The 16,332-nt window shown below is 41.8% G+C and carries 12 protein-coding genes; 4 read left to right on the top strand and 8 right to left on the bottom strand.

Annotated features, from left to right (window positions below):
• Nucleotides 1-218 precede the first annotated feature (218 nt).
• The 4 genes from HZC12_01155 (at nt 219) to HZC12_01140 (ending at nt 6,064) form a co-directional block, all read left to right on the top strand.
• Complete coding sequence (locus HZC12_01155; protein MBI5025342.1) at nt 219-1,553, top strand: glycerate kinase; 1,335 nt, start codon at nt 219-221, stop codon at nt 1,551-1,553.
• Nucleotides 1,554-1,615: 62 nt separating this feature from the next.
• The gene (locus tag HZC12_01150) at nt 1,616-2,032 is read left to right on the top strand and encodes a YjbQ family protein (GenBank protein MBI5025341.1); all 417 of its coding nucleotides are present in this window, start codon (nt 1,616-1,618) and stop codon (nt 2,030-2,032) included.
• A 58-nt stretch (nt 2,033-2,090) separates the two neighbouring features.
• On the top strand, nt 2,091-3,053 hold the full coding sequence (locus HZC12_01145; GenBank protein MBI5025340.1) for an HAD-IIB family hydrolase: 963 nt from the start codon (nt 2,091-2,093) through the stop codon (nt 3,051-3,053).
• On the top strand, nt 3,050-6,064 hold the full coding sequence (locus tag HZC12_01140; protein MBI5025339.1) for a ChaN family lipoprotein: 3,015 nt from the start codon (nt 3,050-3,052) through the stop codon (nt 6,062-6,064). Before HZC12_01145 ends, HZC12_01140 begins: the two co-directional genes overlap by 4 nt.
• 12 nt (nt 6,065-6,076) lie before the next feature.
• On the opposite strand, the gene HZC12_01135 is transcribed toward HZC12_01140, so the two are convergent.
• The 8 genes from HZC12_01135 to HZC12_01100 all read right to left on the bottom strand — a co-directional run bounded on the left by HZC12_01135 (nt 6,077) and on the right by HZC12_01100 (nt 16,300).
• Nucleotides 6,077-7,192 carry a site-2 protease family protein gene (locus HZC12_01135; protein ID MBI5025338.1) on the bottom strand — a complete coding sequence of 372 codons (1,116 nt, stop codon included), beginning with the start codon at nt 7,190-7,192 and terminating at the stop codon, nt 6,077-6,079.
• 297 nt (nt 7,193-7,489) lie between these two features.
• Nucleotides 7,490-8,188, bottom strand: a complete 699-nt coding sequence (locus HZC12_01130) for a hypothetical protein (GenBank protein ID MBI5025337.1) — start codon at nt 8,186-8,188, stop codon at nt 7,490-7,492.
• Between the two features lie 30 nt (nt 8,189-8,218).
• A complete protein-coding gene (locus HZC12_01125) occupies nt 8,219-9,481 on the bottom strand; it encodes a glycosyltransferase (GenBank protein MBI5025336.1) in 1,263 nt (420 codons plus the stop codon).
• A 329-nt stretch (nt 9,482-9,810) separates the two neighbouring features.
• Nucleotides 9,811-11,079, bottom strand: coding sequence for a glucose-1-phosphate adenylyltransferase (locus HZC12_01120; GenBank protein MBI5025335.1), 1,269 nt, complete (start codon nt 11,077-11,079; stop codon nt 9,811-9,813).
• A gap of 78 nt (nt 11,080-11,157) precedes the next feature.
• Nucleotides 11,158-13,392: a bifunctional alpha,alpha-trehalose-phosphate synthase (UDP-forming)/trehalose-phosphatase gene (locus tag HZC12_01115; protein MBI5025334.1), complete on the bottom strand. Its 2,235-nt coding sequence runs from the start codon at nt 13,390-13,392 to the stop codon at nt 11,158-11,160.
• Nucleotides 13,392-14,609: a glycosyltransferase gene (locus HZC12_01110; protein ID MBI5025333.1), complete on the bottom strand. Its 1,218-nt coding sequence runs from the start codon at nt 14,607-14,609 to the stop codon at nt 13,392-13,394. Before HZC12_01110 ends, HZC12_01115 begins: the two co-directional genes overlap by 1 nt.
• Nucleotides 14,610-15,275: a hypothetical protein gene (locus HZC12_01105; GenBank protein ID MBI5025332.1), complete on the bottom strand. Its 666-nt coding sequence runs from the start codon at nt 15,273-15,275 to the stop codon at nt 14,610-14,612.
• A complete protein-coding gene (locus HZC12_01100; protein MBI5025331.1) occupies nt 15,260-16,300 on the bottom strand; it encodes a mechanosensitive ion channel family protein in 1,041 nt (346 codons plus the stop codon). Before HZC12_01100 ends, HZC12_01105 begins: the two co-directional genes overlap by 16 nt.
• Nucleotides 16,301-16,332 lie beyond the last annotated feature (32 nt).

The raw sequence follows: 16,332 nt of genomic DNA, 5'->3' as shown, positions 1-16,332 counted from the left end.
ATTGAGACTCAGGCAACTGTTCGGGTTAATGGATTTATGAACTTGACGACCCATGCTCTCCCACGGTATTTTCTACCAAGGGTTTTTGGACGGTCTGCCAAGTTCTATATAAAACATAACATACAAGGGTTAGGGTGAGGGAGGGGAGTTATAAGAAAAAGGCATTTTCTAAATCGGGATTTGGGTGAGAATAAGAGTTCTTTAGTATAATTAAACATATGCAAGGTATAACTAATGAAAGATTAGCCACCGAAATATTTTATGCCTCATTGAGGGCGGTTGATCTTTATGATTCAGTAAACTTTTATACAGACATAATCCGCTCTACTTATCAAAGAGGTAATTTCAACAGACTAATCGTTGTAGGTTTTGGTAAGGCAGCATGCCCCATGGCAAAGGCAATGGAAGATAGTTTGATGGATTTAATAGATGCTGCAATAGCGATTACGAAATATGGACATTGCGAGGGTCAGGGGTCAGGGATCAGGGGTCAGGGGTCAAAAATAAAGATGTACGAGGCTGGTCATCCGGTGCCTGACGAAAACGGATTACGCGGCACAAAGGAGATAATAAGGCTCCTGAAAGATGCTGATGAAAATACCCTCGTGATATGTCTCATCTCAGGTGGAGGTTCTGCCCTCTTTGTGTCTCCATATAATGGCATTAGCCTTGAGGAGAAACAGAAGATTACTCAATTACTTCTCAGGGCTGGAGCAAATATTAATGAACTCAATGCAGTGAGAAAACATATCTCCAGGGTCAAAGGAGGCAGACTTGCAGGGCTTGCTTATCCTGCAAAAATAATCTCTTTAATACTTTCAGATGTAATTGGTGATAGACTCGATGTAATTGCATCAGGCCCTACATCTCCTGATAAAACGACATTTAATGACGCCTTACGGGTTTTAGAAAAATATGGATTAATAGAGAGGTCTCCTCATAGTGTGTTGGAAGTCCTTCATAACGGAACAAGCGGGCTAATGCCAGAAACACCAAAAGAGAGAGACATAATATTTGAAAGGATTGAAAACATAATCATAGGAAGTAATAGAAAAGCATTGGAGGCTGCGAAGAAAAAGGCAGAAGAACACGGTTTACAAACAGAGATAATATCATCAGAGATTACAGGCGAGGCAAGGGATGTTGGAAAATGGCTTGCTAAAAAGGCAATAGAAACCCGTGATGCGTTAAGCGTGAAGCGCCATGAGAAAATCTGTCTAATCTCAGGTGGGGAGACAACAGTAACCGTTAAAGGCAATGGTCTTGGTGGAAGGAATATGGAACTTGCACTTTCATTTGCTATAGAGATAGACGGCATTGATGGGATTACCCTGCTTTCAGCAGGAACAGATGGAACAGATGGCCCAACAGATGCAGCAGGGGCAATTGTGGATGGAGAGACTGTTAAGAGAGCACGGGCTGTTGGACTCTTTCCTGATGAATATTTGAAAAATAACGACTCTTACAACTTCTTCAAAAAAATAGATGGCCTTTTCATTACAGGCCCTACAGGGACAAATGTTATGGACATCCAGATAGTGGTGATAGGATAAAAGGAAAAATTTATTGCCAAAGAGACCCTTACTATCTAATAAAACAATTGTCAGGAGTAACTATGAAAACCTTTCGCAAGGAACTCTGGTTTAATGTTCCGACAAGAAGGGCATTTATAAATATTACACCACAGGTCGAGGAATGTCTGAGAGAAAGCGGTATCAAAGAAGGGCTTGTGCTTGTGAATGCCATGCATATAACTGCATCTGTCTTTATCAATGATGATGAATCCGGCCTTCATCACGACTTTGATGTCTGGCTGGAAAAACTTGCACCTCACGAACCTGTGAAACAGTATCGCCACAATGTCGGTGAGGATAACGCAGACGCACATTTAAAGAGGCAGATTATGGGAAGGGAGGTTGTGGTTGCTGTTACTAATGGGAAACTGGACTTTGGCACGTGGGAACAGATATTCTATGGGGAGTTTGATGGAAGACGGAAGAAAAGAGTGCTGGTAAAGATTATAGGAGAATGACGAGGGATTGCAGATTCTGATTGCATATTGATGATTTTAAAATCTGAAACCATAAATAATGGAAAACAAACATCTCATTATCTTTACAGACCTTGACGGAACACTTCTTGATTACCATACATATTCTTTTGAGAAGGCAGGACCAGCCATTGAGTTGCTTAAGAAAAAGGACATACCACTTGTCATCTGTTCAAGTAAGACAAGGGCAGAAATCGAATACTACAGAAAGAAGCTCGGCAATCATCATCCATTTATATCCGAGAACGGTGGAGGGATATTTATACCTAAGGACTACTTTAAGTTTAAAGTTCAAAATTCAGAGTTCACAGTAAAAGACAATGAAAATGTCATTCCTGCGAAACATGTCCCAGCAGGCATTAAGCAGGGAGCAGGAATCCAGGAAGACATGGATTCCCGCTTAAGGACTGCGGGAATGACGGAAAAGAGGGGATTTTCAGAAGATGATGACTGCCATGTTATCAGACTTGGGGCACAATATTCTGACTTAAGAAAGGCAATCGAGACATTACGAAAAGACGGTTTCAATCTTAAAGGCTTTGGAGATATGACAGCAAAGGAGATTGCAGAGATTGCGAATATGAGCATTGATGAAGCAGAAATGGCAAAGGAGAGGGATTTTGACGAGCCGTTCATATTTGCAGGGGCAATTCATGAATTGCCCTTACTCTTTAAATCAATAAAATCGAGAGGCTTCAACTATACTCAGGGAAGATTCTTTCATATCCTCGGAGATAGCGATAAGGGAAAGGCCATTGAGATATTAAAAGGGCTTTACAGAAAAAAATCAGGAGACATCACAACTGTCGGCCTCGGCGACAGTCCTAATGATATATCCATGTTCGAAAAGGTCGATTATCCAGTTCTCGTACAGAAATACGATGGAAGTTACGACCCGCAAGTAATCGAACGGATTGAATCCCGAATCAAGTTCGGGATTAAAGCAGAAGGAATCGGGCCAGAAGGATGGAATAAAGCAGTCACCAGATTTATACTAAAATGAATTCTTCTACACTTAAGTATATATTAATAGTTATCCTTTTGCTTATACTCCCACGGGTTTCCATGGCAGAAAAAGGTATGCCCTTTCATGCCCTTGATGTTTCTTTTGATATAGAGAAGAGTCTTCTTAGGGGCATATCCCGAATCACCCTGCCTGATGGGAGAGAGACTTTAATTCATACAGACAACCTCAATATCATTTCTGTAAAACTTAATGGCAAACCCATAAAACCAGAAATTGGAAATGGCACCTTCGGGATAAAATCAGAGACCCGTTCCGGGCATGAGAAAGGCAGTATTCTCGAAATAGTGCATGAAGCAACGTTTGAAAATGATGGAAGGTTAGATGACACCACAAATTATGGAGTGGTCTCAAAGAGTGTTATTGGCAAAAAAGGAATATTTCTCACAGGAAACTGGTACCCTGCCATAGAAGGGCTTTCCTATTATAATTTGACAGTAACGCTCCCGGAAGATTACGAGGCTGTATCAGAGGCAGAGGAGATAAAGGCTGAAATAAAGTCAGGTGTAAGGGAATTTTCCTTTAAGTTCCCACATCCGGTTGATGGTATAAGTTTAATAGCGAGCAGGTATAAAGTCGTAAAAGAAAGCTTCAGGGGTATTGACATCTATGCCTATTTTTTTCCTGAAGATATCAGCCTTGCAAGCACCTATCTGAAATATACTAAAAAATATTTAGAGTTATACGAAAAGCTTGTAGGGAAATATCCTTATAAAAGATTTTCGGTTGTAGAAAATTTTCTTCCAACAGGATATGCAATGCCAACCTTCACCCTTCTTGGACAGGATGTGGTGAGACTCCCATTTATCGTAGAGACATCACTTGGGCATGAAATACTCCACCAGTGGTTTGGAAACCTCGTTTATATTGATTATGAAAAGGGAAACTGGGCAGAGGGGCTGACCACATATCTCTCAGACTACCTATATGAAGAGCAAAAAGGAAGAGGTTTAGAATACAGAAAACAGATTCTGATAGACTACGAAAGTTATGTCACTTCAGGAAATGAAATCCCACTTAAGAATTTCATCAGCAGGACAGACCCTGCATCAAAGGCCATAGGCTATGGAAAAGGGGCAATGGTCTTTCACATGCTCAAGAAAATTGTGGGTGAAGAGAGGTTTTATCGGTCTCTTAAAGCCTTTATAGGAGAAAAGAGATTTCAGAAGGCATCCTGGGCTGATATTAAGAGAATGTTTGAAGAGATTTCAGGGAAAGATTTTGGCTGGTTTTTCAGACAATGGCTGGACGAAAAAGGAGCTCTTGTTCTGGAGATAAAAAACCTAAAGATAAAAGGAAAAGGTGCTCAATGGGCAGCGGCCTTTGATATTGTCCAGAAAGGGAAACCATATATCCTCGACATTCCGGTTATAATTAAAACAGACAGGGGTGAAATAAAGGAAGTCGTAAGGGTTAACAGTGAAAAAAAGAGCTTTGAAATTTTTACCGGGGGAAGACCAACAGAGATAATCCTCGATGAAGACTATGATGTCTTCAGAAAACCATCTTCAAAAGAAATCCCCCCTGTAATAGCAAGGCTTCTTGGAGATGAAAAAAGGCTGATAGTCCTCCCACAAAAAGATGGAGAAATCTATTCTGATATGGTCGAACTTTTCAAAAGAAAAGGCTTTAGCGTAAAAGAAGAAAAAGAAGTCAAGGAAGAGGACATAAAAACATCTTCGCTTCTCGTCCTCGGCAGTGAAAACATCATTGTCAAACGGCTTTTTGGAAAGATAGAATATCAGCCCTCAGGCTTTATATTTATGATAAAAGAAAATCCATGGAATTCGCTCAGGGTAATCGCCATTGCATGTGGTGATTCAAAAGAAGAGGTAAATGCAGCGGCTAAAAAGATATTTCACTATGGGAAATACAGCATGGTTGCTTTTAAAGAAGGGGAAAATATTGAAAAAAGGATCGATAAAAGCGAAAGGGGGTTAAGGATGCCTTTGACAGGACCAGTAGTTGGCGTCGCGGTAGCAAAGATCCTGGACATGAATGAAATAATAAACAGGGTTTCAGATAAAAAGATAATCTATGTTGGAGAAGCCCACGACAGGTATGAACATCATATGGTTCAACTTGAGGTAATCAAGGCCCTTTACAAGAAAAATCCCAAAATAGCCGTGGGCATGGAGATGTTTCAGAGGCCATTTCAAAAGGCGCTGGATGATTATATAGCAGGCAAGATGGACGAGAAGGAATTTCTGAAGTCATCTCAGTATTTTAAGAGATGGGGATTTGACTACAATCTCTATAGGGATATCATAGAGTTTGCAAGGGAAGTAAAAATACCTGTAGTAGCCCTTAATATAAGCAGAGAAATTGTAAATAAAGTCTCGACAGCCGGCCTTGATTCCCTGACAGAAGAGGAAAAGAGAGAGATGCCAGAGAGCATGGATTTGACAGATGAAAAATACAAGAATAGCCTCAGGGAGGTTTTTAAAAAACATAAAGGGTCAGAAAACAGGAACTTTGATCTCTTCTATCAGGCACAGATTCTATGGGATGAGACCATGGCTCAATCAATAGATAAATTCCTCAGAAAAAATCCTGACCATCAAATGGTTGTACTTGCAGGAGATGGTCATATGTCTTTTGGCTCTGGAATTCCAAAAAGGGCATTCAGGCGCAATGGGTTCGATTATGCAATAATACTGAATGACACAGCTCCCGAAAGGGATATTGCTGATTATATTCTGTTCCCTGAGCAAATAACCCTACCCTCTTCGCCAAAGTTTATGGTCACGCTAAGCGAAAAAGATGGGAAGGTAAAGATAGAGGGCTTCCCCAAAGACAGCGTCTCAGAAAAGGCCGGGTTAAAAGAAAATGACATTATCATTTCACTGGACGATACCAGGATTGGAAGTATAGATGACATAAAGATATTTCTCCTCTATAAAAAACAGGGCGATACTGTTAAGGTCAGGGTTTTGAGGAAGAGATTTTTGTTGGGAGAAAAAGAGCTGGAGATTGTCGTAACCCTTTAACTAATTCCTGTATTATCTCCCCATAATCTGCACATATCGCGCAATGCCGTTACGGGTAATCATGCCTATAATCCTGCCGTTATCTGCAACCATAAGCCTGCCCCTATCTTCTGTTATCATCAATTCAAGAGCCTTCATGGCATCATCCACAGGTGATACCTCCCATCTTCTGTTATGAGGCACGACAACATCAGCTACCTTAACCTTCTCCCATTCTTCTCTCGGTACATCCTTGGTTTCTTTAAGAGTTATAACACCTATGAATCTTCCATTATCTATTACAGGAAATCCTCCATAGCCATATTTGAGAAAATACTCATTCACCGCATCCTTTATCGTTATTGACGGGCTAATAGTTATCATGTCTTTAATCATAATATTTTCGACTTTAATTCCAGAAAGCGTCTCCTGAAGGCTTGCCTGCTGATAGCTGGTCTGTGCAGCAGTATGGAGAAACCAGCCTATTAACATCAGCCATAACCCACCCGGGAAACCCGTAAAGATAGCTATCATCCCAAAAACTATGAAGAAGATTGCTATCTTCTGCCCGAAACTCGAGGCCATGCGTGTGGCATAAAAGAAATTACCTGTCTTTTTCCATATAGCTGACCTTAACACCCTCCCTCCATCCATTGGAAAGCCGGGTATAAGATTAAATACACCGAGAATAAGATTGATCTGGGTGAGATACGCATAAAGGGCTGTAAGTCCTGGATTGATTGAGACCCTATAAAATATAAAAAAGACAAAGGCCAGGAAGAAACTCGATAGCGGCCCTGCAATCGCTATCCTGAACTCTGCTTTTGGATGTGGGGGTTCGCCCTTCATCTGGGCAACACCGCCAAAGATAAAAAGGGTGATGCTGTGAATAGATATCCTGTATTTCTTCGCCACATATGAATGGGCAAGCTCATGAAATGCAACCGAGGCAAAAAGCAGCATAGCTGCCATAGCGCCTTTAATCCAGTAAGAGGCTACTGGAAGCTCAGGGGCTGCCTTCGGGAAATAGTAAGTAGATAAAGACCACGTTATTAAACCAAAGATAATAAGCCATGAGAAATGCACCCTTATTGGTATCCCCATTATCGTTGCTATCTTCCATGAACCCTGGAATAATGCACCGTTCATCTATTTATCTCCTTCATATGACCTCTCCTCCTGTGGGTTCAATTTGCAAAATTGAACCACTAAGTTTGGATATAAAATACTCGGGTTCAAGTTACAAACTTGAACCCGCTAAGGGCATAAAAATACTTAGGCAGTTTATGTCATTCCTGCGGAAGCAGGAATCCAGAAAGCTGATTTCTCTGGATTCCCACTTTCGTGAGAATGACAAAAGGTAACCCTGTAACAAGCTACAGGGGATTATCAGGTTAAAACCTTTAGGACGCCGAATTCCAAACTCCAATATCTCTGGATTTGAGTTTAAAGATGTTCGATATCATCTTTTTCTTCTTCGCCCCTGAGCTTTTTCTCCAGATACTCTCTTGCCACATCTTTACCGCCAAGGCCAAAGGCAATTGCAAGGGCAAGCACAATTCCACCAAAGACTATGGCAAAAGTCACTACGATAGTCCCCCTTCCTATGCCGAGCTGTTCAAGGGCCATTGTAATTGAAAGGAGGAACACAGTAATCTTAACGAGCTTACCTATTAAACCTGACACTTTTAAACCCGCATTTACAGATGCAATCAATGCAGCCCGGCCAAAAAAATTGCTGAGGAGATAACCGAAGAAGAGTATCAGGGCAGCCACAAAAATATTTGGCATGTAGAGGAAAAACTTCTCGAGAATTCGCTCAACAGCAGGTACATCAAGGGCACGAACAGATAGTATTATAAAAACAACAATTGTCAACCACCCTATTATCTTTGCCAGAAGATTGGACGCAGATTCTTTTATCCCACCCTTACGGAGCATCTCCATCAGGCCAGCTCTCTCTGAAAACCTATCCAGGTTTATGACCCTGAAAAACCTGGAGAATAATCCTTTTAAAATCATCGCAAGGATAATACCTGTAATAAGTATGAGGATCGCCATCAGGAGATGAGGCAGAAATTCCAGGACTTTATCAAAAAACCTGTTAGACGGCTCTATAACAATTCTTTTCATTATATCGTCCATAAATACCCCCTTTCGTTGCGAATCTTCGATTTATTTATCCCAGTTTTTAAGTAAAAAATCCTTTTTATTCTCAAAACTGTTGCATAGCTTCTCTATCCTTTCTTCAACTTCTGCTGCACTGCTGTCCCATGTCTCCATCACAAAAGATGCTGTGCGGCCGAGATAGAGCGGGGTGAGCGATTTCAAGAGATGCTCTTTATTTAAGAGTTTTTTGTGACACGCTATAGCAAATGCATATATAATTTCTGCCCATAAAGTATCCGGAATTCTAAAGTCGTCCCTGGAGAGTTCTTTTACCTCGCAGAGAAAATCAAGTACTTTTTTGGGCACAAACACCTCCCACACGCTACATAATTCCTTTGCACCAAGTTTGAACTTATCTATCATCCTGTCGAGGTTGACAGAGACAGGCTCAAGGCCAACAGAAAACTGGAAACCAAAAGTAGGCACGCGCTCTGAAATCCTGACAGCCTTCCAGATATCTTCATATGTCTCCATAAGGTCAAAGGCAGAGCCCACAACCTGGTGTAGCATTTCGCTCAAATCTGCACTCGGCTCCTTTGCGTCATGTATCTTTGCTCCTAAGAATGACTGGCATACCTTGAAGTTATTGGCAATTGCTGTGGTTGTCATCCATATATCTATCCCATATCTTGCAACATCCGTATCCCAGACGTCCTTAGTTAAATAGAAAGATGCAAGTTCACCTGAGAAACCAAAATCTCCGCCAATTGGTTGCCTGATTCTTTTACCGTATAATGCCCTTGTAAGCGGATAAATGATGCTATTTGTTATTGTACCATCATATTTGTGCCTGAGATAGTAAGGGGCAACATAGTCATAACCACCATCTATTACAGGGCTCAACAACAGGTCTATCCATTCTGGCGTTATGCTCCTCAGATCAGAATCAACAACAGCACATGCCTTTGCATTAAGGGTCTTTGCTATTCCAAAGATTGTCCTGAAGGCGCTCCCTTTGCCGGGGACTCCATGATAAGGAGTGGTTATCTTGATAAATGGGCCTACTCTGTGGGTAATGAGTATTGACTGGAAATCTTCTATCGTTTCATTCTGGACAGCTTCCATTGTACCATCTGTAGAGCCGCCATCTGAATTGACAAGAACAGCTTTCTTATAAGGGAAATATTTTGCAAGGCCTGCCTGCACAGCCCTTACAACATGGCCAATTGTGGGGGCATTATTATAGCTCGGAATACCTACAACGATGTCAGCCTCCTTTATCTCATCAAGCCTTTCCTGAACCTCTTTTCTTAATACTATGTTATTCATTCTGTTTTATTATTGTTGGTTCTTCTACATATTAATACAAACGCAAAATGTTTTTTGCATTTATAAAATCTCCCCCCTGCTTAATACATGCAGGGGCAGGCTCTTGCCCCTCTTTTCCAAAGAGGGGGACAAAAAAGAGAATTGCTTTTCCAAAGAGGGGTTCGCAAAGTCCCCCTTTGTCGCCACAGGCGACTCGCCGAGGCGAGAAAAAGGGGGATGTAGGTCGTTGCCCCGACGCTTCGGGGTAACTGAGGGGATTTTGTAAATTTATTTTTTGCATTTGTATTAATTGTTAAACAGGGTTTGAGGTTTTGGAGGTTCGAGGATATTTATTCAGTATCGCGTATTGTTTTTCCACTGGTCCTTAAAGTTGCTTTGACAGGTTCAGCCCTCACCACATGCCCCCTCGGTACAACCGCAACCCCGCAGGCGTCCACATGAAGACGCCAGCGGTCAACATCAACATCATAGCCTATCTGTACGCCCTTCTCAACCACACTGAAACGGTCAATAATTGCATTCCGTATCCGGCAGCCTCTCTTCAGCACTACGTAATCCATGATAATGGAATCTGAAACTTCAACGTTATCTTCGACAATTACCCCTCGACGGATTACCGAACTACGTATAACCGCGTTATTTATTACAGTTCCCTCAGCAATATAACTATTTATAATGTCTCCACGTAATATCTTTGCTGCTGGCCCCACATAATGTGCAGGGTGTATGGGCCACTGTTCATTGTTCAGTTCGAATAGGGGCGTCGGGCCGAGTACATCCTTATGTGCATCCCAGTAGGCCTTAATGGTTCCGATGTCGCGCCAGTATCCCTCTTCCTCGTAAAGCCTGATGCCAGGGATTTTATTCTTAGCAAAATCATAAGCATATAGTTTACCGGTGTCCACCAGACTGGGTAACACATGGCGACCGAAATCGTGCTGTTTTTTCCTCTGCGCATCTGCTAACGCATTAATCAAGACATCGGTGTTAAACAGGTAATTGCCCATCGAAACATAAGCACGCTCGGGATCTGTTGGCATGGGCCTGGGTTGTTCAGGTTTCTCCTCGAATCCTGTAATGCGGCCATCAGCCTCGGTGGCGATAACCCCAAATGCACTGGCCTCGCTCAGTGGTACAGGCCGGGCGGCTACTGTGGCAAAGGCACGTTTCTCAAGGTGGAAATCAACCATCTGACGGATATCCATGCGGTAGATGTGGTCTGCGCCAAAAATAGCTACCAGCCCTGGTTTGTGACGGCGAATTACGTTCTGGTTCTGGAAGACAGCATCGGCCGTGCCCTGAAACCATTCCGGACCCATACGCATCTGCGGTGGGACTACAGTCACAAAATGGTCAGACACAACAGGAGAAAGCACCCAATTCTCCCTCACGTGCTCGATTAGCGACTGGGATTTGTACTGGACCAGGAGGTAAATAGAAAAAATGTGTGAGTTGATGAAATTACTCAGGACAAAGTCAACAATGCGGTAACAGCCACCAAAAGGAACTGCAGGTTTTGAGCGTTCCACGGTGAGGGGGAATAGCCTCTCTCCCTTGCCGCCTGCTAAAATAAAAGCCAGGATTTTGGGGTGTGACATATGGTCTCCAAACAAGCTTTTGAGAAAAGGATTTAAAATATAACTTTAAAGTCGAGAAAACCAGCTAATTAAATTATACTATTTTGCCTCGATCCATTCAAGAAAACTTTTTACTTCGTCCTGGCCCTTCAAATAGTATTCTGCCTCAAGGCTTCCACCGATACAAACGGTTATCCCCTTTTCCTTTATCGCCCTGAAGGCATCTTCATCTGTGGTATCGTCACCGATGTAGATGGGGACTCTACCTTTGCCGAGATTTTTCCATATCCATAAAACTGCATCACCTTTATGCCATATCCCATGGGGCATTATCTCAAAAACCTTTTTGCCGGGTGTTATCTTGAACAGGTCTTCATAGTCTCCTGCTATCTTCCAGAAGGTGTCAAACAGATTCCCAACATCCTTCGCATTTACCATCCTGAAATGTATACTCGCAGTAATGCCTTTGTCTTCAACTATCACGCCATTTATATGCGATAATGCGCCTTTTAATCTATTCAGGAATTCTTTCAATGCATAACTCTTGACTCCCGACTCTTGACTCCTGACTTTTTCCTTGCCATCCCATATCTCTACACCGTGATTACCTGCATAGATTATATCTTTAATTCCAACCCTTTCTCTTATATCCCTCAATGCTCTGCCACTTATAATGGCTACTGGCACACGTTTCTTTAGTCTCGCGAGAAGAGAACGAATTTCATCTGAGAGAAAAGCCTTATCAGGGGACCCGACAATCGGAGTTAGCGTGCCGTCGTAATCGAGAAAAATTAAAATATTGTCTTTTGGTATATTCTTTAAGTGGTCAAAGAGATAGTTAAGGCGCTGAGTCTTCATGGAAGATACAGTAGTTATTTCGTGGAGGATACTGTATATCCAGGTGTGAATATCATTTTCTTCTACCTGTCTCCTCAGGTTTTTCATCCTGCTTATTTTTTCTTTCGATGACATCTCCAGTGCCTTCTTTATACCATCTGAAAAATCTTCTATGTCATACGGATTTACAAGTATTGCCCCTTCTAATTCTTCTGCTGCGCCTGCAAGTTCACTGAGAATAAGTACACCTTTTTCATCGACCTGTGAGGCTACATACTCTTTTGCAACAAGATTCATTCCGTCATAAACAGAACTTATTATCGCAACATCAGCCATCCTGTAATAAGCAACAAGGTCTTTATGCTCGACCTTTATGTCAATGTAAATGATTGGTTTCCAGTCACCGGCTGAATATTTTTCATTAATTTTTGAGATGAGTTCTTCAACAGTCTTTTTGTAACTGATATACGGTTCCTTCATCCTCGTGGGGACAGTAATCTGTATAAAGGTGAACTTGCCCCTGTATTTCTGATACCTATCAAAAAAGAGGTCAATGGCCTGAAGCCTCTTTATCAGCGCTTTTGTATATTCGAGCCTGTCCACACCTATAGCTATGTAATTCTGATCAAGGTTGTATTTGTTTTTTAACGTCTTAATTATGTTAAGAGATCTCTGAGATGATGCCATAAAGTTGAATCTCTCGTAGTCTATGCTTATAGGAAATGCCTTTAGTTTTGTTGTATGGCCATTATATGTAACACTGGAGTTCTGGTAATCTACATCTGCATCAAGACTTTCCCTTACACAGTCCAGAAAGTTTTTGACAAAGAGTTGTATCTGGAAGCCTATAAGGTCATTGCATAGCAGCGCCTCAATAATCTCATTTCCATGAGGACATACCCTGAAAACACTCCAGTCAGGCCATGGAATATGCCAGAAGTGGGCTATTATTAAATTAGTTCTGCTCTCTCTCAGCAGTCGAGGCACAAGGCATAAATGGTAGTCATGAATCCATACAACTGACTCTTTATCAGCTCGGTACGAGTCGATTCCGACCTCTTCAAGAATAGCACTGGCAAAGGCCTTGTTAGCCTTTTTATAATCCTCCCAGAACCTTTTCCTGAAATATACCCTGTCAAGGGTTATATGGCAGAGAGGCCAGAGCACCTGGTTGGAGTATCCATGATAGTAGTTATCGACTTCACCCGGGCTGAGCCAGACTCTCTTTAGAGTATAGGAAGGATTTTCAGGAGGAATTATTAGACGGTTTTTCCCATCAACAGTATCCCTGTCTCCACTTCCACTTCCCCATGCCACCCATATTCCTCCAGTTGTCTTCAGGACATCATCCATTGCTGATGTGAGGCCGCCTGTTGGTTTTTCTACCTTGATGCTGAGTCCTGTCTTTTTATGGATATAAGGCTCCCTATTAGACACTATTATCAGAGTCTTCTTAGAGAAATTCTCTTTTATGAAAGTCTTTACTACATCAGGCATTACAATTCCAGAACGCTCTTCCCTTTATTCTCGATTGAATACCATACTGATAGATAATCCCTTATCTGCCTTGTTATGAGAAAATTATTTCTCACATACTCCCTGGCACTCTCGCCCATTCTCTTCGCCATTTCTGGATTATTCAGAAGCTGCCTTATCCTGAATGCAGCACCTTCCACTGAATGGACAAGAAAGCCTGTAACACCATGCACTATCTGAAGTGGGATTCCGCCTGTGGCACCGCCTATTACAGGCTTTCCCTTCCACATGGCCTCAGATACTGTAAGGCCAAAGCCCTCTTTCAAAGACTTCTGTAAAACAACAGTTGCCACCCTTTGAAGGGCATTAATATCTTTGTCGCTGAAAGGCGGCAATAAAAGTATGCGTATATCAGGGTCATCGGCTGCATACTCCTTCACCTCATTTAAGACTAACTCTCCTTCAGGGTCGTCTGTTGCCGAGCTTCCAGCGAGGATGAGTCTGCAATCATTGTATTTCTTCACAAGTCTGTATGCTTCAATCACGCCTACGGGATCCTTGAATCTGTCAAACCTCGATACCTGAAGGATTATTGGTTTATCGATAGGTATTTGGAATTTCTCAATCACCTCATTTATCTCTCGCCCCGTTAATTCCATATTCTTTTCACTAAGAGGGTCTATGGATGGAGTAATTATGAATTCATCTATTTGCAAGGCCCTTGCAAATCTGGCAACAGAAAAAATAGAGGCATCATATCTCCTGATGTAGTGTTTTAGATTCCTCCATATATAAATTATAGGGTTTGATACATCTATATGGCATCGCCACATCCATATTCCATCTTTTTTGAATTCAATAAGTGGAGCAGGCTGAGGGTCATGAATAAGGACAGCATCTGCATCGAGGCTAATCTTTTCTGCATTTCTCCTGTTGACCTCATAATGATACTGCCACATGTCTTCTGTGATTCTTTCCGGGTTGCCCTGAAGGGCATTGTGAATCTTCTTTGTTATATCAAAAAATCTTTCATCGCCCCCTATAACTTCCCATCTTGCATTAATTCCGAGTTCATTCAAAAGGGGTATCATCCTTTGAAGTATCTCGGCAACACCGCCGCCTGACTTTGTTGAGTTTATATGGAGGAAACTTTTATTAGACAGTCTTTCTGACAGCCTGTAAAGCGATATGAGATCGCCCTTAGGCGCAATGCCTGAATAATTCGAGAGCTGAATCATTTATATTGTCCCCATATCTTTCTTTACTTCTGCCTCTACCATCCCGGCTATATGATTCCTTATCCCTTCTATGCTGAACATAAAGAGGTCTATATTTCTTATCTCTGAAGCGAGTTCTTTTTTCCCGAGGGTATCTTCTATCCACCTTGTAAAATCATCCGCCTCCTTACCAAGTCGCATCCTTGCCTCATAGAAATGAAAGTATATGGAGCCTGCATCGATATGTCTTATAGCCACAAGAAACTCTGCAAGATTATTTGCTATAACGTTTGTTGGAAAAATTATAGTTACGGTCTCATTAAAATAGAATTCGTCGCCTTTCATCGCAAGTCTTGGCTCAGGGAAAGCCTTAAGATACTCATCAATAACCCGCAACAACTCGTTTCTGAGGTCATTTATTGATGCAAAGGCATAGGGGTCTATATTCGAGAGGTGTTCTGACAGGGCTTTTTCCTCAAGGCTTTCGCCTGCCCAGTGGGCGAAGTCATTGGTATATTCAAGGATATGTCCTTTTAAAAAATACTGATATGTATGATGAAATATGGATTCATCACTCACTTCAGAAATGATCTTTCTAAGCTCGCGGAGATTCCGTGCCTTCTTGCCTGTAGATTTAAGAATGCTTATGCACTGTTCAAAATGAAACGGTGTCAGTCTTTCTTCCAATCCTTTTCCTCCCTCAGATAAACAGTCCTGTGAGGGAACGGTATCTCGATGCCTTCCTCTTTGAATCTCCTGAAGATCCTTTTCCTCAATTCATGCTGGACGGGAAACTGATCCACAAATTCGTTTACCTGACAAGCCAGTGTAAAATTAAGAGAACTTTCACCAAAGCCAGGAATAAACTTTAAAGCAGGTTCTGGCTCTCTGAGCAAACCCGGCACCTCGCCAATTGCTTTCTTTACTTCATCAATAACAATTCTTTCCACATCATCAGGGTCTGAAGAATAACTTACACTTATAGGAATCGATAAGGACAATTTTTTCTCTGGCAGATAATAGTTTGTAACAATACTCTGTGCCAGCTTGTTATTTGGAATCACAACCATATTGTTTGGCAACATCCTTATTCTTGTAGTTCTCCATGTAATGTCCTCGACATATCCCTCCTGTCCTGTCTCAAGCCTTACAAAGTCTCCAACCCTGATGGATTTCTCAACGAGTATATGAATCCCTGCAAATAGATTTGCCAGAGTGTCCTGAAGGGCAAGGGCAACTGCAAGACCTCCAACGCCGAGGGCTGTTATCAGGGGAGTTATGGAGATTCCGAGGACACTGAGTATTATTAAAAAACCTATGACGAGAATTGTCCCCTTCAATATTCCGTAAGCGAGGCCGGTCGTAGGGATTGGCAATGCGGATTTCTGTATGTAATTTTTGAATATCTTCCCTGATAAGTTTGCTGTGGCAATCGTGATGGAAAGTATCACAATTACATGAATAGCCTTACTGAAATAGAAGACATATCTTTCTGGAAGTTCAGAGATGGCAACACCGATGTAAAGTCCAATGGCAATGCACCAATAAATAGAAGGTATTTTTAATGACTTAATTACTATATCATCAATCTTTGTTTCAGTCCCCTTTGCCCATTTGTGAAGGAGTCTGAAAGCAATACCCCTGATAACAAATAGCACAGATGCAGATATCAGGGCGATGATGGCTGGAATTAATATCCTTTTTAAATTAATGTCCATCTGCCCTCCCAATCATTTATTATCCT

Source organism: Nitrospirota bacterium (assembly GCA_016214385.1).
In the GTDB taxonomy this organism is placed as follows: Bacteria; Nitrospirota; Thermodesulfovibrionia; order UBA6902; family JACROP01; genus JACROP01.
Note: the sequence above shows the minus strand (reverse complement) of the source record. Positions and strands in the feature narration are given on the sequence as shown.